Origin of the sequence: Candidatus Halocynthiibacter alkanivorans (assembly GCF_003333265.1) — a bacterium.
Classification (GTDB): domain Bacteria; phylum Pseudomonadota; class Alphaproteobacteria; order Rhodobacterales; family Rhodobacteraceae; genus Halocyntiibacter_A; species Halocyntiibacter_A alkanivorans.
This window is the reverse complement of sequence record NZ_QOLB01000156.1, coordinates 15,948-33,995: the sequence shown is the minus strand read 5'-3', so window position 1 is coordinate 33,995 and position 18,048 is coordinate 15,948. Positions and strand designations below refer to the sequence as shown.

The 18,048-nt window shown below is 64.3% G+C and carries 14 protein-coding genes and 1 riboswitch; of the genes, 4 read left to right on the top strand and 10 right to left on the bottom strand.

All coding sequences use genetic code 11. The annotated features are described in order from the left end of the window. Nucleotides 1-234: 234 nt before the first annotated feature. From DWA01_RS20380 to cobW, 4 genes are all read right to left on the bottom strand, one after another. Entirely contained in the window at nucleotides 235-894 is a 660-nt protein-coding gene (locus tag DWA01_RS20380) for a GNAT family N-acetyltransferase (RefSeq protein WP_114287645.1), read from the bottom strand. A gap of 37 nt (nucleotides 895-931) precedes the next feature. After that, a complete protein-coding gene (cobN, locus tag DWA01_RS20375) occupies nucleotides 932-4,687 on the bottom strand; it encodes a cobaltochelatase subunit CobN (RefSeq protein ID WP_114287644.1) in 3,756 nt (1,251 codons plus the stop codon). A gap of 104 nt (nucleotides 4,688-4,791) precedes the next feature. Then, complete coding sequence (locus DWA01_RS20370) at nucleotides 4,792-5,349, bottom strand: GNAT family N-acetyltransferase (RefSeq protein WP_235008636.1); 558 nt, start codon at nucleotides 5,347-5,349, stop codon at nucleotides 4,792-4,794. 59 nt (nucleotides 5,350-5,408) lie between these two features. Continuing rightward, entirely contained in the window at nucleotides 5,409-6,503 is a 1,095-nt protein-coding gene (gene cobW / locus DWA01_RS20365; RefSeq protein ID WP_114287642.1) for a cobalamin biosynthesis protein CobW, read from the bottom strand. Between the two features lie 72 nt (nucleotides 6,504-6,575). On the opposite strand from cobW, the gene DWA01_RS20360 reads away from it, so the two are divergent. Further along, nucleotides 6,576-6,896, top strand: a complete 321-nt coding sequence (locus tag DWA01_RS20360) for a DUF1636 family protein (RefSeq protein ID WP_114287641.1) — start codon at nucleotides 6,576-6,578, stop codon at nucleotides 6,894-6,896. Between the two features lie 17 nt (nucleotides 6,897-6,913). Here DWA01_RS20360 and DWA01_RS20355 read toward each other — a convergent pair whose 3' ends face one another. From DWA01_RS20355 to DWA01_RS20345, 3 genes are all read right to left on the bottom strand, one after another. Then, nucleotides 6,914-7,402 carry a hypothetical protein gene (locus tag DWA01_RS20355; protein ID WP_114287640.1) on the bottom strand — a complete coding sequence of 163 codons (489 nt, stop codon included), beginning with the start codon at nucleotides 7,400-7,402 and terminating at the stop codon, nucleotides 6,914-6,916. Between the two features lie 78 nt (nucleotides 7,403-7,480). Then, nucleotides 7,481-8,176, bottom strand: a complete 696-nt coding sequence (locus DWA01_RS20350; RefSeq protein ID WP_114287639.1) for a CbtA family protein — start codon at nucleotides 8,174-8,176, stop codon at nucleotides 7,481-7,483. Between the two features lie 3 nt (nucleotides 8,177-8,179). Next, nucleotides 8,180-8,344 (bottom strand): CbtB domain-containing protein, encoded by a 165-nt coding sequence (locus DWA01_RS20345; protein ID WP_114287638.1) that lies wholly within the window; start codon nucleotides 8,342-8,344, stop codon nucleotides 8,180-8,182. Nucleotides 8,345-8,381: 37 nt separating this feature from the next. Continuing rightward, a riboswitch (cobalamin riboswitch) is annotated at nucleotides 8,382-8,596 on the bottom strand. Nucleotides 8,597-8,745: 149 nt separating this feature from the next. On the opposite strand from DWA01_RS20345, the gene DWA01_RS20340 reads away from it, so the two are divergent. The 3 genes from DWA01_RS20340 (at nucleotide 8,746) to DWA01_RS20330 (ending at nucleotide 14,048) form a co-directional block, all read left to right on the top strand. Next, on the top strand, nucleotides 8,746-9,807 hold the full coding sequence (locus DWA01_RS20340; RefSeq protein ID WP_114287637.1) for an MBL fold metallo-hydrolase: 1,062 nt from the start codon (nucleotides 8,746-8,748) through the stop codon (nucleotides 9,805-9,807). A 227-nt stretch (nucleotides 9,808-10,034) separates the two neighbouring features. Beyond that, nucleotides 10,035-13,490, top strand: a complete 3,456-nt coding sequence (locus tag DWA01_RS20335) for a chromosome segregation SMC family protein (RefSeq protein WP_114287636.1) — start codon at nucleotides 10,035-10,037, stop codon at nucleotides 13,488-13,490. A gap of 87 nt (nucleotides 13,491-13,577) precedes the next feature. Beyond that, nucleotides 13,578-14,048, top strand: coding sequence for a YbjN domain-containing protein (locus tag DWA01_RS20330; RefSeq protein ID WP_114287635.1), 471 nt, complete (start codon nucleotides 13,578-13,580; stop codon nucleotides 14,046-14,048). Between the two features lie 180 nt (nucleotides 14,049-14,228). Here the strand turns inward: DWA01_RS20330 and DWA01_RS20325 are convergent, their stop codons facing one another. The 3 genes from DWA01_RS20325 to DWA01_RS20310 form a co-directional block, all read right to left on the bottom strand. Further along, complete coding sequence (locus DWA01_RS20325; RefSeq protein WP_114287634.1) at nucleotides 14,229-15,494, bottom strand: lytic murein transglycosylase; 1,266 nt, start codon at nucleotides 15,492-15,494, stop codon at nucleotides 14,229-14,231. Nucleotides 15,495-15,940: 446 nt separating this feature from the next. Continuing rightward, the gene (gene cbiB / locus DWA01_RS20315; RefSeq protein ID WP_114287632.1) at nucleotides 15,941-16,852 is read right to left on the bottom strand and encodes an adenosylcobinamide-phosphate synthase CbiB; all 912 of its coding nucleotides are present in this window, start codon (nucleotides 16,850-16,852) and stop codon (nucleotides 15,941-15,943) included. Further along, a complete protein-coding gene (locus DWA01_RS20310) occupies nucleotides 16,849-18,048 on the bottom strand; it encodes a threonine-phosphate decarboxylase (RefSeq protein WP_235008635.1) in 1,200 nt (399 codons plus the stop codon). The genes cbiB and DWA01_RS20310 overlap by 4 nt, the downstream gene beginning before the upstream one ends.

Sequence of the window (18,048 nt, the reverse complement as noted above, 5' to 3'; positions counted from 1 at the left end):
CCTCCAGGCTCTGAATATGGCGATCCGAATGGGTTGATCCGGGTCCTGTGAATTGACCACCTCTCATTTGGCGGGGCAAGTCCCGGGGGGACGGGCCGCTGTGCCAGGGTTCTGCGATCTCGCGCTGGCGCACTCCGGTTGCTCAGCGCCTGTTGCAGGTGTGGCGTGGGCCTGTTGTGGGTCGGGTGGAGGACTGAATGCGCCGGTTGTGGCGCGGGGGGCGTGACCCCAACCTCAGCTGCGCGCTGGCTTCAGAGGCGACTGGCCAGGTAAATGCAGTTGGGGCGCCAGCGCCTTTTGCATGGTGACCGAGGTCGGGCGGTCATAGCCGGGATGGGCAGTCTCGCCGGTTTTTACGAAGCCCATGGACGCAAAGGCCGCCTGATTTTCCACCAGCTCAATCCTTGCCTCAAGTTCCAGATGGTCGAGCCCCAGTACGCCCGCGCGTTCAACCGCAAGATCGATCAGCCGGCGGGCCAGACCCCGGCCCCGGTGGCTGGCCGCTACGCTCAGTTTGCCCACATAGAGCGCCGGGGTTTTGACGGTGAAAAAGACGCAGGCGACGGGCGTGTCGGCCTCACCAACCGCCCAGATCTCACCGACCGCTGCTTGTTCAGCGATGGCAGCGCAAGTGAGCCGGTGCATCGAGGAGGGCGGGTCTATGCGTCCTTCCATAAAGGCAAATTCGCAGCGGATCAGATCCAGCAGCGGCTGGTGGTCGTCTGTGGGTAGCACCCGGCGCAGATCGCCGTGTGGTGGGGCAGGCCGGTGCGCGGGGTGGTCTGTACCCGTATCCCGGGGCCGGCCGTGCTCCTGCGCGTGGCGCGGGGCCTGGGGCCTGTCCGCGGGCAGGTCTGCGGACTGGTCTGAGGGGGGATCGGCGGGCGGTTTCATTCGGCTTCTCCCTTTGTCCCCCAGCCGGGGCTCCGACTCATTTCAGGCTATCGATCAGGGCGCGGGCAGAGTTGGAACGTGGGGTCCAGAGGCCACGCTCAATCGCCTCTTCCAGCCGCTGGGCAATTTCCCGCAGCGCCGGCGCGTTGTGGTCGCGGATGAATTCGCGGGTGTCGTCATCTTCCAGAAACGCCGCATGCACCAGGTCGAAATGATGGCCTTTGACCGCGCCGGTGGTGGCGGCAAAGGCAAAGAGATAGTCCACGGTGGCGGCGATTTCAAAGGCGCCTTTGTAGCCGTGGCGTTTGACGCCGTCGATCCACTTGGGATTGACCACGCGGGAGCGCACCACCCGGCCGATTTCGTCATCCAGCGTGCGGATCACCGGGCGTTCGGGGCGGGAATGGTCGTTGTGATAGATCACCCGGTCCTGGCCCTGCAAGGTAGACACCGCCGCCGCGGCGCCGCCTTCAAACTGGTAATAATCGTCTGAGTCGAGCAGGTCGTGTTCGCGGTTGTCCTGATTTTGCACGATGGCTTCGACCTGGCCTAACCGGGTTTCAAAACTGGTGCGCGCCGCGCGGCCCTCGGCATCTTTGCCATAGGCGTAGCTGCCCCATTCCAGATAGGCTTCAGCCAGATCCGCCTTGTTGCCCCAGAGACGCTCATCAATCATCGCCTGCAAGCCGGCGCCATAAGCACCCGGTTTAGAGCCGAAAACGCGGAACTGCCCCTCAGAGCCCTCGACGCGCGCGCGGGCGGCGGCGGGGTTGAGATCCTCGGGCTCATCAAGCGCCATAACCGCGCGGGCGGCCGAATCCACCAGCGCGATCAACTGCGGAAACGCGTCGCGGAAAAAGCCTGAAACACGCAGGGTGACATCAACGCGGGGGCGGCCCAGCACCGATTGCGGCAGCACTTCAAAGCCGGTGACCCGGCGATTGGCGGCGTCCCAGCGCGGTTTCACCCCCATCAGGGCGAGGCATTGCGCGATGTCGTCGCCGCCGGTGCGCATATTGGCGGTGCCCCAGGCGGTCAGCAACATGGTGCGCGGCCAGTCGCCATGGGTCTGCAGGTGTTTTTCGATCAGCAGGTTGGCGGATTTCCAGCCCAGCGCCCAGGCGGTTGGTGTCGGCACCGCGCGGCTGTCGACAGAAAAGAAATTACGCCCGGTGGGCAATGTATCAAGCCTGCCGCGGGTGGGGGCGCCCGAAGGGCCCGGGGCGACGAACTGCCCGGCGAGGGCGGTGAGGAGCCCCGCGCCTTCCGCCGGGCCACAGGTGGCCACGATCGGCGCGACATGATCACGGATCCCCTGCAGCACCGCGCTCGAGCGTGGCCCCGGCGCTTCAGCACCGTCAATCAGCGCCAGCGTCAGCAGTTCCAGCCGCTCGACCGTGTCGCCATTGCTGCGCCAGCTGTCGTCGCTGATCTGCTGCAATACGGCCGGGCGGGGCCCGTTCCAGGTGGCGGCCATGTCACAGTCCAGCGGGTCAAAGCGGCTTTCGGTGACCTCATCCAGCGCGTCAAATCCAAAATCCGCCGCCAGCGCCCGGATCAGCGAGGCATCGGCGCCCAGGCCCTGGCCACGCGGCACCCGCACCAGGGCTGCGACCAGATCGCGTGCCAGTCCGGCCTCCGGCGATTGGCCGAAGATATGCAGCCCGTCGCGGATCTGCGCTTCTTTCAATTCACAGAGATAGGCGTCGAGTTTGGCCAGATCGCCGTCCTCGTCACCACTCATGCCGACGTCCTTGTCCAGCCCGCTGCTCTGGCTCAGCGACAGAATTTCGCGACGCAGATGGCTGATGCGGCGCGGATCAACCCCGGCGGCTTCAAAATACTCATCCACCAGGGCTTCGAGATCGCGCAGCGGCCCGTAGGTTTCGGCGCGGGTCAGCGGCGGTGTCAGATGGTCGATGATCACCGCCTGCGCGCGGCGTTTGGCCTGGGTGCCTTCGCCCGGATCATTGACGATGAACGGGTAGACATGGGGCATGGGGCCCAGCACCACTTCGGGGATGCAGGTCTCAGACAGCGCCAGCGCCTTGCCGGGCAGCCATTCCAGATTGCCGTGTTTGCCCATATGGGTGATGACCTGGGCGCCAAAGCTGTGGCGCAGCCAGAAATAAAACGCCAGATAGTTGTGCGGCGGCACCAGATCAGGGGAATGATAGGTCTCGGTCGGGTCGATATTATAGCCGCGCGCCGGTTGCACCCCGACCACCACATTGCCAAATTCCAGCACCGAGAGCGCAAAACCACCGTCGCCGAAAAACGGATCAGACTGTGGCGCGCCCCATTGGTCCTCGATCTTTTGTTTCACCTCCCATGGCAGTTCAGAGTAGGCGCTGAGATAGTCCGCGAGGGCCAGGCGCACGCCACCTGCGCGGCTGGCGCGGTCGGTCAGCCAATTGGTCGGTCCCGCCAGTACCTGTTGCATCAGCGCGTCAGACTCCGCCGGGATATCGCGGACGGTGTAACCGGCGCCCGCCAGCAGATTGAGGCAATGCACCGTGGCCGCCGGCGTATCCAGCCCGACGCCGTTGGCAAGACGGCCGTCCTTGTTGGGGTAATTGGCCAGCACCAGCGCCACTTTGCGCTCTGCGGAATTGGTGTGGCGCAGCCGGGCCTGGTTGGCGGCCAGCTGCGCCACAAAATCGATGCGGTCGCCCCGGGCGGCGTAAGCGGCGATCGGACATTCCGTCGCGGCGTCAAAATAGGCTTCGCCTTTGAAACTGACGGCGCGGCTCAGGATGCGCCCGTCCACCTCGGGCAGCGACACATTCATCGCGATATCACGGGCAGACAGGCCTGAGAGACCGTCCGCCCAGGCCGCCTCCGAGCCGCCGGAAAGCACCACCTGAAACACCGGCGAGGCGTTGGCGGCGGGCATCTGCAGGGGGTTCGATGCCCCGGGCAGATGCGCCCCCTGATCGGGTGATCCGACCGCGAAAGAGGTGCAGTTCAGGATCACCGAGGGTGGCGCCTGAGTGAACAACTGATCCAGCGTCGCCACCGACACCGGGTCTTTCAGTGACGCGACAAACACCGGCAGCGGGTTCAGCCCCTGGCGCAGCAGCGCACGCGTCAGCCGGTTGATCGGGTTGAGTCCGGCGCCCTGCACCAGCGCGCGGTAAAATACCAGCGGCACCGCCGGCGCGCCCTCGGTCCAGTTCGCCTGTGCGGCGGAAAGATCCGCCACCCCGGCGCCGGGCCAGTAGACGCCGGCGCGCAGCAGCGGCACAGCGGGGCCAGGTCTTTCTGCGCCGGTCAGCATGGCTCTGGCGTGCTGCAGAAACCGGGTTGCGTTCTGGGCCCCGCCTTCGACCATCATCGCCCAGAGCGCCTGGTAGTCGTCTTCCGGCACGGTGGAGAGCGCGCGCAGTTCCGGGTCGGGCTTGTCGTCGCCAGGCAGCGCCACAAAGGGTACACCGGCGTCGTGCAGATGGGCGGCGTATTGTTCCAGCCCGTATTTCCAGTAGCCGGCGCCACCTAGAATACGGGCGATCACCAGCTTTGATTTGCTCGCGCAATTCTCAATATGCAGGTCGACCGACATCGGGTGACGCAGGTGCATCATATTGGCCAGCCGCAGGGTCAGGGCATCAGGACCGGCGCCGCCACTGGATTCTTCTGAGGTTTCTTCTCTGGCCTCACTGTGGGCCTGGGACAGCGCCGCCAGTTCGGTATCTGCCGCCGAGATGAACACAATATCGGCTGGGGTCTGGCCCAGATCGACCGGTTCCTGGCCATCGTCAATGCTTCCGGGGGTGGCGGCAAGAAGGTGCATGTCGGTCGTCTCTGGTCTGGGGCCGGGGAAAGAAGATGCCTCCGGCGGGGATATTTAAGCCAAAAAGAAGCGGCCAGGTGTCAGGCCAGCTGTCAGGCGCTGTGTCAGGCGAGATTTTTGCTCATGAAGACGGAGGTGGGGATATCGTCATACGCGCCAAAGGGGCCGCAGATTTCAAAGCCGTGGCGGGCGTAGAGCCGCTGGGCTGCGGTGAGGCTGTCGCCGGTTTCCAACTTCAGCGATTTGAGGTTGAGGCTGCGGGCAGTGGTTTCCAGCGCCTGCAGCAGGCCCGCGGCGACACCGAGACCGCGCGCGGTTTCAGCAACATACATTGATTTCAGTTCGCCATAGGGGGCGGCAAGGTCCGGGGCGCTGTCTGAGGCATCCACCGCCGCAGACTCTGGCTCAGGCGCGCCGGCCCGGTCCGCGCCATTGCCCGCACTACGGTTTGCGACGCTGTCCCGGCGTTCTGCCAGCGCGGCACAGCCGAGGTAGCCATCGCCTTGGCGGGCAATGAAAAAATGGATGCCAGGCACGCAGAGCGCATCGATGGAGAGAAAGAAATTATCCTCGGGCGGGAACAGCGCCTGCATCAGCGCATGGCTGGCGTTGAGCAGCGCGGTGGCGCGGGGATCTCTGGGATCCCCGCGTTCAAAGATCACTTTCCGGGTCCCATCCGGGCCTGCATTCTGACCTGCATCCGGGAGGGGAGGCCGGCCGCTCATGCGGCCAGCGCTTTTTCGATCGCGGTGCGGTCAAGGCCGGACTGGCCGATGACCACAAGGCGGGTTTCGCGGGCCTGGGCGCCAAAGGGCTGGTCAAAATAGGTGTCAACACGTGGACCCACCGCCTGCAGGGTCAGGCGCATCGGTTTGCCGCTGACCGCGACAAAGCCTTTCAGGCGCAGGATGCCGTGTTGACGGATCACACCGGCGACCTGATCGGCAAAGGTTTTGGCGTCCTGTACTTCTGCGCGGGTGACGACGAAGCTTTCGAATTCGTCATGGGAGTGCTCGTGGTGGTGATCGTCATGGTGATCATCATCATGGTGGTCGTCGTCGTCGTCGTCGTCGTCGTCGTGATCATGATGATGGTGATGGAGCTCGTGGCGCGACTTCAGGTCGTCTTCAGCGCCGATGCCCTGGCCCAGCAGCACATCAACCGGCAGCGCGCCCATGGTGGATTTCACCACTTGCACCCCGTCGCGGGACTCGGTGCGCAGTTTTGCCACCAGCGCGTCGGTTGCGTCCTGGCCCAGCAGGTCGGCTTTGTTGACCACGATCATATCGGCGCAGGCGACCTGGTCGGCAAACAGTTCAGACAGCGGCGTTTCGTGGTCGAGGTTCTCGTCCAGTTTTCGCTGCGCGTCCACTGCGGCGACATTGTGGGCGAACAGGCCCTCGGAGACCGCTTTGCCATCCACCACGGTGACAACGGCGTCGACGGTGACGCGGGTGGAGATCTGCGGCCAGTTAAACGCGCGCACCAGCGGCTGTGGCAGCGCCAGGCCCGAGGTTTCGATCACGATGTGATCAGGCGCGTTTTCCCGCTCCAGCAGTTTTTCCATTGTCGGGATGAAATCTTCAGCCACGGTGCAGCAGATGCAGCCGTTGGACAGCTCCATGATGTCGTCTTCCGTACAGGTCTCATCACCGCAACCCTTCAGAATATCCCCATCAATGCCGAGGTCGCCGAACTCATTGATGATCAGCGCGATGCGTTTGCCATTGGCATTGGCCAGCATGTGGCGGATCAGCGTGGTTTTACCAGCGCCGAGAAAGCCGGTGACAACGGTTGCGGGAATCTTGGCAGACATGGAGTACTCCTGTAAGGCGGGGGCTGATTTGGCCGGTTCGGCTGATTTGGTTAAGGGCAAAAGGGCAGGGTGATGGCGGATTGGCAGTTTGTGGTGTGCAACGGCTGTAGTGGCTCTGGCAAGGGCTTTGTCGCAGAATTGCGTCTTGCCTGCCCGGATGTGAACGTGGTGGAGACCAGCTGCATGTCGGTCTGCAGTGACCCGGTGACGGTGGCCGCCCAGGGCGTCGGGCGGGCCAGTTATGTATTCTCCGGTATCGGCGCCGATGATCTCGACGACCTGAAGGGCTTTGCCACGGCTTATACGGCCGCGCCGGCCGGGTGGATTGAAGATGCGCGGCCTTTGGGCCGGTTGCGGTTTTGTTTGTTAACGCGGATCCCGGCGCTGGGATAAGCCGGGGCTGAGCCGTGTCAGCGGGGCGGGATGGTCAATGTGGCCCCGATCGGGCGGTCGCCAATGCTGAGCGGCAGGTGATCATTGCCGTTGAGGCTGATGCGGATTTGCACCTCGCCCGCTGGCAGGTCGTCGAGATGATACCAGGCGCCATAGAGCCGGGTGCGTTTCACGCCGTTGACATAGAGATGGGCGTGGCCTTCACCGGCCTGATAGGCGCCGTTGACGTTCTCTGGTGCAAAGCGAAAGTTCTCCAGCGCGATATTCAGATTGAAACTGCCGCCGCTGTCCTCGGTCAGAGACGCGGTAAGTCCGGGCAGGCGGGCTTCGCCTGAGACATCGCGTGGTGACATCTGCATGGCGGTTTCACCGGCGTGATGGTCCATATTGGCGCCACTGGCGTGGTGATCAGAGCCGCTGCCTACAGCGGGGGCGGTGGCAATCAGCCAGCCGAGGCCGGTGCCAAAGAACAGCCCGATAATCAGCAGGAAAAATTTATCAAACATCTTGCACCTGGTACGGTTGGAAAAAAGGCCGCCCCGCATATGGGGACGGCCGGTTTTCGGGCATGAAAGCGGGGCGGCTCAGGCCGCGGCTTTCACGTCTGCTTCGTCGCGTGACCAGAAATAGCCGGCAAACATGCCAAGCAAGGTCCAGCCAGCAAGCGCTACGGCCAGCGAACGGGCGGCAAACATGCCGGCAAGTTCGGGCGGTGCGGTGCCGGCGAACGCATCCGGATGCGGCGCACCGATAACATGCGGCGCCAGCAGCAGCACAACAGCGGCGACCAGCACCAGCGGGTTGCGGCCAAAGGCGATCATCGCCAGCGCCAGCGCGGTGGCGGCAATGGTGCTGAACCACCAGAGTTGACGTGCGCCCATATCTGCCGCGGCAGCGCCGGGCACTTCTGGTGGCAGACCAGCGCCAGGCGCCAGCTGGAACGCGATGAAGCCGGCGAGACCCCAGATCAGACCGGTGCGGGCGTTGATGGTAACGCCGCGGTCAGAGGCGGCGGCCATGGCAGCAACCAGCATGAAGGCAAACCCGGTATAGGCCAGCGCAACAAACAAGATGCTGAGCCCGTCGCGGGTCAGGTTAAAACCACCGGTCTCCTGGGCTGCAGACACGTTTCCGGGGCCGCCAAAATGCACAAGTTGACCCGTTTCATACAGCTCCGCGTGTAACAGAACGGGCTGCATGAAATTCAGTTGCAGCAGGCCGGCAATCAGACCTGCTGCAAACCCAGCGAACAGAGCGCTGGTAACGATTTTACTGAACATGGCTTAGTGGCAGGGAAAGCCAACGGCGTGACGCATGTCATGCGCCGCGTCATGCAGAGAGGAAGCCTGAAGGTTGCCAGCGGCAAACATCAGTGTCAGGCCAATCAGGGCAGCGCCCAGAATTGGCATGATGTTGGTTCTTGTGTGGCCGAGTGCGATAGTTGTCATTGTCGTTCTCCAATTTCCCGTCTCACCCGACGGGACGCAGGTTTCAGTGCGCAAGGCTGGTCTCCTGGCTCACGGGTCAAAGCACTGCCGTCACCTTCCCGGGAAGTCCCAGTGGCATCTGACGGGTGCTCGCCGCTTACAGTCGCGGGGGCGGCCGGAGAGTCAGCGCCCTGAATGGGTCCGCCTCACTCCGTTCTCATTTCATCCCCTGGCGCTTTGCACCGTTGGGGAACCATGCGCGCCTAAAATGCAGGATTGCCGGGGCGGTGGTCAAGTCAGATTCCGTCACCCGTGGGCCAGTTTACGTCATTGCGGTGAAAAATTGCGTCGATTCCGGCGGCGCTATGAATATGGATGAAAATGGATATAGTTAATAAAATAGATGAAACGGAGGTATTTTGATGAAAAACGATTTAATGCGAAGTCTCACCGTGGCGGGCACGGTTTTCCTGTCGGGCGCTGGCGCGGCGCTGGCGGCGCCCTGTCTGGAAGTGACGCTGACCGGCACCCAGGGCGGGCCGCCGGTGTTTCAGGGTCAGGCCGGCTCGGGCACTCTGGTGCGCTATGGCGAGGAGGCCAACAATTGCTCCGATGTGGTGTTGCAGTTTGACGCCGGGCGCGGCACCACCCAGCAGCTGTCCAAACTGAAGGTGCCGGTGGGCAAGCTGGACGCGATTTTTCTGACCCATATCCATACCGACCATACTGACGGGCTGTCGGAGCTGATGCAGCTGCGCTGGCATTTTAATTCCGCAGGGCCAAAGGTCGATCTGGTATGCAACAGTGATGTTGTGGCCCCCAAAGGCTATACAATGAGCTGCGCCAGGCTTGCGGCGAGCATCGGCGACACCATGATCGCGGCGGGTGAGATCGCGCAGCGGCTGGCCGAGAACCCCAAACGATTGCCCGGCGGGCCTGCCGATCTGTTCAATGTGATGACATTTGACGGCGCTGAGCAGATTCAGACTGTCTGGGAACAGGGCGATGTCAAAGTCACCGCCATCGCGTCCCGTCATATTGCCGGTCATGTGTCTTTCCGGGTCGACACACCAGCGGGTTCCGTGGTGATCGGCGGCGATGCCGGCAATGATCTGCCGAAACCGCCGCGGGCCTCGTCGACCTCCGCTCAGGTGGAAACCCTGTCTGAGGGCGCGGATATCGTGGTGCATTCGGTGATACACCCGGTGATGGGGCCGGATGGCAGCTCGGGTTTTCCGCCACCAATCTATTACCGGCAGAGCACCGCCACCGACCTGGGCAGCATGGCGAAACGAGCGGGGGTCTCCAACCTGATGCTGACCCATCTGATCCCGCCGATTGGCGCGGCAAAACAGGGGCCCTATCCGGTGTCTGACACCGGGCTGAGCAAACAGGATTATATCGATTCGGTGCGCGAGGGCGGCTTTGAAGGCCAGGTGATCGTCGGCACCGACCTGGCGACGCTGCGGCTGGTTGCTCCGTAGAGCGTGGCCGGGCTGCGGTTGCAGCTTTTGTTGGGACTGCCGGCCTCATATATCAGGGTCTTTGTCGGAGTGAATCCGGCAAAGACCCGCGTTTCGCCCAAAATGTTGTGGATAAAGCGGCTCAGCTGACCAGATGCTGACCAGACAGCGGGATTTTCTGTTGACGATTCCCGATCCGCCCCATTGACTGGCTGTGCAGGATAAAAATCACAGGCAGATCCCTACGGGTGCGTTTTAGCAGACTCAAACTGAATGGCTTTAAAAGCTTTGTAGACCCCACCGATCTGATCATCGCCGATGGTCTGACCGGGGTAGTGGGGCCCAATGGCTGTGGCAAATCGAACCTGCTGGAGGCGCTGCGCTGGGTGATGGGGGAAAACCGTCCCAAAGCGATGCGCGGCGGCGGGATGGAAGATGTGATCTTTGCCGGGGCCGCCACCCGCCCGGCGCGCAATTTTGCCGAGGTGGTGCTGCTGCTGGACAACAGCGAACGGCTGGCCCCGGCGGGGTTCAACGAATCTGACTCGCTGGAGATCACCCGCCGCATCACACGGGACGCGGGCTCGGCCTATAAGGTCAACAGCCGCGATGTGCGGGCGCGCGACGTTTCGATGTTATTTGCCGATGCCTCTACCGGCGCGCATTCTCCGGCGCTGGTGCGTCAGGGGCAGATTTCTGAGCTGATCAACGCACGGCCCAAGGCGCGGCGGCGTATTCTGGAAGAGGCGGCGGGTATTTCCGGCCTCTATCAGCGCCGCCATGAAGCTGAGCTGAAGCTGAACGGGGCGGAAAACAACCTGTTGCGGGTGGATGATGTCATTGAACAGCTGGCGGCGCAGCTGGGGCAGCTGGCGCGCCAGGCACGTCAGGCGGCGCGCTATCGCGAGATCGGCAGTGAGCTGCGCCAGTCGGAAGGGCTGTTATTGTACCGGCGCTGGAAAGAGGCGGATGTGACCCGGCTGGACGCGGCGGATATCCTGCGCGCCTGCATCCGCCAGGCCGCCGAGGCCGAGCGGCTGGCGCGGGCTGCCGGCACGGCGCGGGCAGAGCGTGACGCAGCCCTGCCCCCCCTGCGCGAAGAAGAGGCGATCGCGGCGGCGGTGTTGCAACGGCTGCTGGTGAGCCGCGATACCCTGGCGGATGAAGAAGTCCGCGCCCGGGAAATGATCGCCACGCTGATGCGGCGCATTGACCAGCTGGTGCAGGACGGCGAGCGCGAAGAGGCGCTGAGCCGGGACGCAGAAGATACCATTGAGCGGCTGGACTGGGAAAGCCGTGAGCTGGCCCGGGCAAGCGAAGGCCATGAGGCGCGGTTGGAGGCGGCGGAAGAGGCGGCCATCAGCGCGGCGGAGATCCTGAGCGAGCGCGAAGTGGCTTTGAGCGAGATTACTGAAGACGTGGCGCGGCTGGCGGCGCGGCATCAGTCGGCGCACCGGCTGCTGGACGACAGCGGCAAGATGTTAGAGCGTTCAGAAACAGAGGCCGGACGCGCCCGCAATGCGGTGGATGAAGCAACCTCGGCCCTGGGCGCGGCTGAGACCGCCTACCTGGCGGCGGAGGACGCCCAGGACGAGGCGGTGGCGCAGGCGGAAGCGGCGGAAGAGGCGCTGGTGGCGGCGGAAGAGGCCCGCTCGCTGGTGGAAGAACAAGAGGCCGGGGCACGATCAGAGCGCTCCGAGGCTGAGGGTGCCGCCAATGCGCTGCGCGCGGAAGAGGCCGGGCTGGCGCGGCTGCTGGCGCGGGAGGCGGCCGGGGGCGATCAGGTGCTGGACCATCTGCAGGTCGAGGCCGGCTATGAAAAAGCGCTGGGCGCGGCGCTGGCGGATGATTTGAAAGCGCCTCAGATCGGCGCGGAGCTGCCTTCGGGCTGGGCGCTGATGCCGGAGTACGCGGCGATCCAGCGCTTGCCCGGTGGGGTGGCCGCGCTGATGGCGCATGTCTCGGTGCCGGGTGAGTTGGCGCGGCGGATGGATCAGGTGGGGCTGGTTGAGCGCGATAAGGGTGCAGATTTGCAGGGCGATCTGTTGCCGGGACAGCGGCTGGTCAGCCTTGAGGGCGATCTGTGGCGCTGGGACGGGTTTCGCGCCGGCGCAGAAGATACGCCCTCGGCGGCGGCGTTGCGGCTGGAGCAGGTGAACCGCCTGGCGGCGCTGCGCCGGGATCTGGACCGGGCCGAAGATTTTGCCGCCGGAGCGGTAGTTGAACATGAAGAGCTGCGCGCGGCGCTGGCAGAGTGTGCCGCCGCCGATCAGCAGGCGCGCGAAATCCGTCGCGGCGCCGACCGGTTGTTGTCCGACGCCGGGCGTAGCCTGTCACGCGCAGAAGCCGAGCGCAGCCTGGCCGGTGGTCGTCGCGAAAGCCTGGAGCTTGCCGTTGCCCGCCATGAAGAAGAGGCGATGGCGGCGCGTCAGAGATTGCGCGAGGCCGGCGCGGCGGTGGAAGAGCTGGGCGATCTGGGTGCGGCGCGCGCGGGCGTGGAGGATGTGCGCATGACGGTCGAGGCGTCGCGGGTGACGATGATGTCAAAACGCGCTGATTTTGACGAACAGCGCCGCACCGGTGAGGACCGGTTGCGCCGGGCACAGACGGTGACCAAGGAATTGTCCGGCTGGCGTCATCGTCAATCCAGCGCCGGCAGCCGCATTTCGGAGCTGGGGGACCGGTTGGAGGCCTCCAGGGAGCAGTTGGAAGAGGCGGCGGAAGCGCCCGGCGACATTGCGGAACGGCGCGAAGAACTGGTGGCTGCAATTGAAGAGGCGGAGGCACGGCGCCGCGATGCGGGCGACGCGCTGGCACTCGGGGAAACCGCGCTGCGTGAGGCGGTGAATGCGGAGCGGGAGGCCGAACGGCTGGCCGGAGAAGCGCGCGAATCCCGGGCGGCGGCTGAGGCGCGCGCAAGTGCCGCGATTGAGATCCTGAATGTGGCGGCGGCGCGGATAGCTGAGGATATGGATTGCAGCCCGGCGGCGCTGCTGGAAAACCTCGCGGTGGATCCGGAGGACATGCCAGCCTCAGACACGATTGAGGCGGAGGTCAACCGGTTGAAACGGTTGCGTGATTCTCTGGGCGCGGTGAACCTGCGCGCCGAGGAGGACAGCAAGAGTGTTGCTGAGGAGCATGACACGCTGAAGTCGGAAAAAGAGGATCTGGAACAGGCGATTCACACCCTGCGCCAGGGTATTGCCTCATTGAACAAAGAAGGGCGGGAGCGTCTTTTGACCGCGTTTGAGCAGGTAAACGCCAATTTCTCCAACCTGTTTGTGCATCTGTTTGGTGGTGGCGAGGCCAAGCTGGTGTTGGTGGAATCCGATGACCCTCTGGATGCCGGGCTGGAAATCATGTGCCAGCCGCCGGGCAAAAAACTGTCGGTGCTGAGCCTGTTGTCGGGCGGTGAGCAGACGCTGACGGCGCTGGCGCTGATCTTTGCGGTTTTTCTGGCCAACCCGGCGCCGATCTGTGTGCTGGACGAGGTCGATGCGCCGCTGGATGACGCCAATGTGACGCGGTTCTGTGACATGCTGGACGAGATGACACGCCAGACCAATACCCGCTTTCTGATCATCACCCACCATGCGGTGACCATGTCGCGTATGGACCGCCTGTTTGGTGTGACCATGGGAGAACAGGGGGTCAGCCAGCTGGTGAGCGTGGATCTGAAAGACGCCGAGGCGATGGTGGCCTAGGCTGCTGGTTCCGAGGCTCCTGTTACTGTATTGTCCGGGCGCTGTTTTCACGCTAGCGTGAGCAGAGTTTACCAGCGAGGGATAATTATGAGTTTAGATTTTGTGAAAGTGGCCGCGGTGGCTTTGCTGCTGCCAGGGGTGGCGGCGGCGGACCATACTCAGGTCGCGTCAGATCCGCAGGGGATGAAGTCCTTTTTTACCGATCAGGGCATTGTCACCCAGCTTGAGACCGATGATTACGGCGATCCGCTGCTGTCGATCCGTTATTATGACACCAGTTTTTCGATCTATTTCTATGGCTGCAATAATGGGACCGGCTGCACAGCCATTCAGTATTTTTCCGGCTATCGCACCGAGGGTTCGGTGAGCGTGAGCCGTCTCAATGAGTGGAACCGGGACAAGCGCTATGCCCGGGCCTATCTGTCGGACAGCGGCGCAGCGCGCATTGAATATGACATCTACCTGGGCGCAGACGGTATGAGCCAGGCCGATTTCGATCAGTCGTTTTCGCTCTGGACCCGATCGATGGGTGAATTCGAAGAGTTCATCGACTGGTAAGTGTCAGGCATTGCTGCCGGGGTTTGCTCCAGGATCGCTGACCCCGGTTTTCCGGGACCTGGTCCCCGGGAGCGGAACGGCTGTCTTCGGACTGTGTGACCGGAGTTTTTCAATCATACCGGGCGGCCACAGGGCCGGCCGGTATTTTTCTTTGGCGCACGGCGGCCCGGGCGCGTGGGATTACAGCTGGCCCAGCAGCCCGGTGGTCGGCCAGGCGTCCGCCGGCAGGCCAAGGCGCAGCTGCTCCGCGCGTACTGCGGCGCGGGTTCTGGCACCGAGAATACCGTCGATCTTGCCCACATCATAGCCGCGGCCTTCCAGTTTCCGCTGCAGCGATTTCATCTGCGCGTCACTCAGCGAGGGTGTGGGCGTGCGGGCATTAAACACGGGTGCGCCCGTAAGCCTGGTGGCGAAATAGGCAGCGGTGGTGACATAGGTAAAGCTTTGATTCCACTCAAAGAACACATCAAAATTCCGATAGGCGATAAAGGCCGGCCCGTCGCGGCCCATGGGCAGCAGCACCGAGGCCTGAGTGCTGCCCTCCGCGAGGGTTCCGGTGCGGGCGCTGACCCCGGCGCGGACCCAACTGGACACGGATGATTTACGCTCCAGTCCGGTTTTGGACCAGTCCAGATCGGCGGGCAGATTGATTTCCTGCAGCCAGGGCTCGTTTCTGTTCCAGCCCAGTTTGGTGAGCATTTTAGCGCCGGACATCAGCGCATCGGGCACCGAGGTTTTCAGGCTGACACGGCCGTCGCCGTCGCCGTCCACACCGTTCTCCAGGATGTCTCTGGGCAGCATCTGCACCATGCCGATCTCGCCGGCCCAGGCACCGGTGGTGGTGGCCGGGTCAAAATCGCCGCGCTCATACAACTCCAGTGCCGCGAACAGTTGCGGCTGGAACAGCTCCGGGCGGCGGCAGTCCTGGCTCAGCGTGAGCAGCGCGTTCAGCGTGTTGAAATTGCCCTGGACCTGGCCGTAATCGGTTTCCAGCGCCCAGAACGCCAGCAGCACGCCGCGGCTGACGCCATATTCGCGCTCAATCCGGTCAAACACCGCAGCATATTTGGCAGCAAAGCGGCGGCCGTTGTCCATCCGGTTCTGGCTGATCACCGCGCGGGCAAAATCGGTGAAGGATTTTTTGAACACGCCCTGGGCGCGGTCGGCTTTGATGACGGAGGGGCTGTGGCGGGCGCTGGCGAGGAAGCGGCTGACCTGGCGGGTTTCATATCCCTGTGCCACCGCCTGGGTTTTGAACGCCTGGAGGAAGTTTTCAAATGAGCCGCCGCAGGGGAGATCAGCGGCGCGGGCCGGCTGGTTCAGGCTGGTGAGCAGCAGGGCACAAAGTGCAAGGCCACGCGCGGGCTTGCGGCCAGTGATGCGGCCAGTGATGTGACCAGTGATACGGGCGGGGGAGAGATGGGAGAGGAAGGCCGGCAGACGCATAATAGCCTCTTTGTATGATGAAACAGCGCCACGTTAGCAGGGTGGCCGCCGCATACAAGCCCGGGCAGGCACCAGGGGGCAGACCAGGATGAAAACCGCATAAAGGGTAACGCCGGTCGCCGCGGCCTGCCGCAGCAAGAGCGTCACCGGCCCCTCACCGCTGCGTTGATGCCGGTGGCACCGGGTGGCGGCGGGTTCCCGCCGGGCGCTGGCCAGAATGAAACCGGCGACGCAGGCAGGGCGGGGTGCCAGGGCGCGGCGCAGTATTGGCACCGCGGCATCAACGCCCGTGGCACCGAGCTCAGATCAAAGCAACTACGGTGTCGTTGCCGGTCTGCGGGCCGGGTTGGCGCCGGGGTCGGACCAGGGTGGAACTGGCGGTACGCGACGCCGGGCGCCTCGCAGCAATCGTCATTGTCTTTAGCGGGGGGGGGCGCCTGCCTGTATCAGACCAGGAGGAAGACCGCCGCGAGCGCCAGACCCAGCGCCCAGGCGCGCCACAAGGTCGTCACTGCGGCGTCGATATCTTTGGGACCGGGGGTGCGGTTGCCCGCGGGGTTCACCCAGGGAAAGTCACGCCTCTCACCCTCATAGCTGCGCGGGCCGGACAGGGCGATGCCAAGCACGGCGGCCATGGCGGCTTCGGGCCAGCCGGCGTTGGGCGAGCGGTGCAGCGGCGCGTCACGCCGGATCACCGCCCAGGCTTCGGGAATGAAATATGCGCCTGCGATCAGAGCTGCGGTCAGCCGCGCCGGGATCCAGTTGATCAGGTCGTCAAAGCGGGCGGCGGCCCAGCCAAAGTCTTGGTGGCGCGGGGTGCGGTAGCCGATCATGGAATCGGCGGTGTTGACGAATTTATAGGCCAGCAACCCGGGCAGACCGGCGATCAGGAACCAGAAGGCCGGCGCGATCACCCCGTCCGAGAGGTTTTCCGCAGCGCTTTCAATGGCACCCCGGCTGACGGCAGCTTCATCGATGCCGCTGGTATCGCGGCCCACAATCATCGCCACCGCGCGGCGGCCCTCGCTGAGCGACATGCGCAGGCCGGCGGCGACGGCTTTGACATGATCCACCAAAGATTTTTGGGCCAGCAGCGCGGCCAGCACCAGGATGTCAGGGATCCGGGTGGGCAGCGCTTCGATCAGCCGGCCCAGTGTTGAGGCCAGGATCAGCAACGCCAGCAGCACAAGACTGCCACGCAGCTTGCGGGCGCCACCGCGGTTGAATTTTTGATCGGCCCAGCCAATGAGCCGCCCCATCAGCACCGCCGGATGCGGCACGCGGTCCCAGAGCAGACGCGGCTCGCCCAGGGTGGCGTCGAGCAGCGCGGCCAGGATCAGGATTAAGGCGGCGCTCATGCGGGGGCGCTCTGAAGTGCGGCTTGCAGCTGGTCCCAGCGCTCAGTGGCGGGCAGGCCGAGGCGCAGCCAGCGGCTGGAGTAAGGGAAGATGCGCGACCAGATATGATGCGCGGCCAGGTGGTCCTGCCAGGCGGCGGCGTCAGGGACCTCATAGAGGCGGAACAGACCGGTGCCGCCGGTAAGGCGCGCGCCACGCGCCTGCATGAGACGGTCCAGCCGGGCGCTGTCTGTCGCCAGCCGCGCGCGGGTGCTCGCTGCCCAAGTGTGATCCGTCAGCGCGCGCGCGCCGATGCGCAGCGCCGGGCCGGAGACCGGCCAGGGCCCCATTGCGGCGGCCAGCTGGCTGACCAGAGCGGGATCGCCGATGGCAAATCCCAGCCGAAGGCCCGCAAGGCCCCAGAATTTGCCAAAGCTTTTCAGCACCAGGGTGCCGGGGGTGGCGGCGTCACTGATCAGTGTGGCCCCGGGCGTGATGTCGCAGAAGCTTTCATCAATCACTCTCAGCTTTGCGTGCAGTTCCTGTGCAGACCAGAGGCGGCCGGTGGGGTTGTTGGGATGCACCACAACCTGGGCGGTGACCTGATCGGTGGCGTGGTCAGTGACCTGGGCTGCGATACAGCTTGTGGCAGACGCTGCTGTGGCGGGATTGCGGCCAGCTGCGTCGCTAGCTGGACCGCTGACCGGAGCCCCGGCCGCGCCGCCAGTGCTGTGGTCAAAACCGGCGGTGTTGCCTGCATCGCCTGTGCGGCCTGCGTTGCCAGTGCCGTCTGCATTGCCCGCAATTCCGGTGTCAGTGCCAGTGCCGCTGACGACGCAGCCAGCACTGCGCGCGCCGTCCGTCACGTTCCAGCCGGCCTGGGCAAAGCTCGCTGCGTGTTCGTTATAGGTGGGGCCGGCAATGGCAACGCGGCCCGGGGGCGCCAGATGCGGAATGCGCGCGATCAGTGCTGAGGCGCCGGGCGCGGCCAGCACCGCGGCACCTTCGGGCACCTGCCAGAAGCGGCGCGCCGCATCGGTCAGCGCAGTTTGCGCCGCCCGGTCGGGCAGCGCGTTCCAGGCGTCGGCGCTGATCTCTCCCACCGGATAGGGCAGCGGGTTGATGCCGGTCGAGAGGTCAAGCCAGCTGGCGCGGCTGCCGCCAAACCGGGCAATGGCGGCATCGATGCCGCCACCATGGTCACGTTCTGCGTTCAT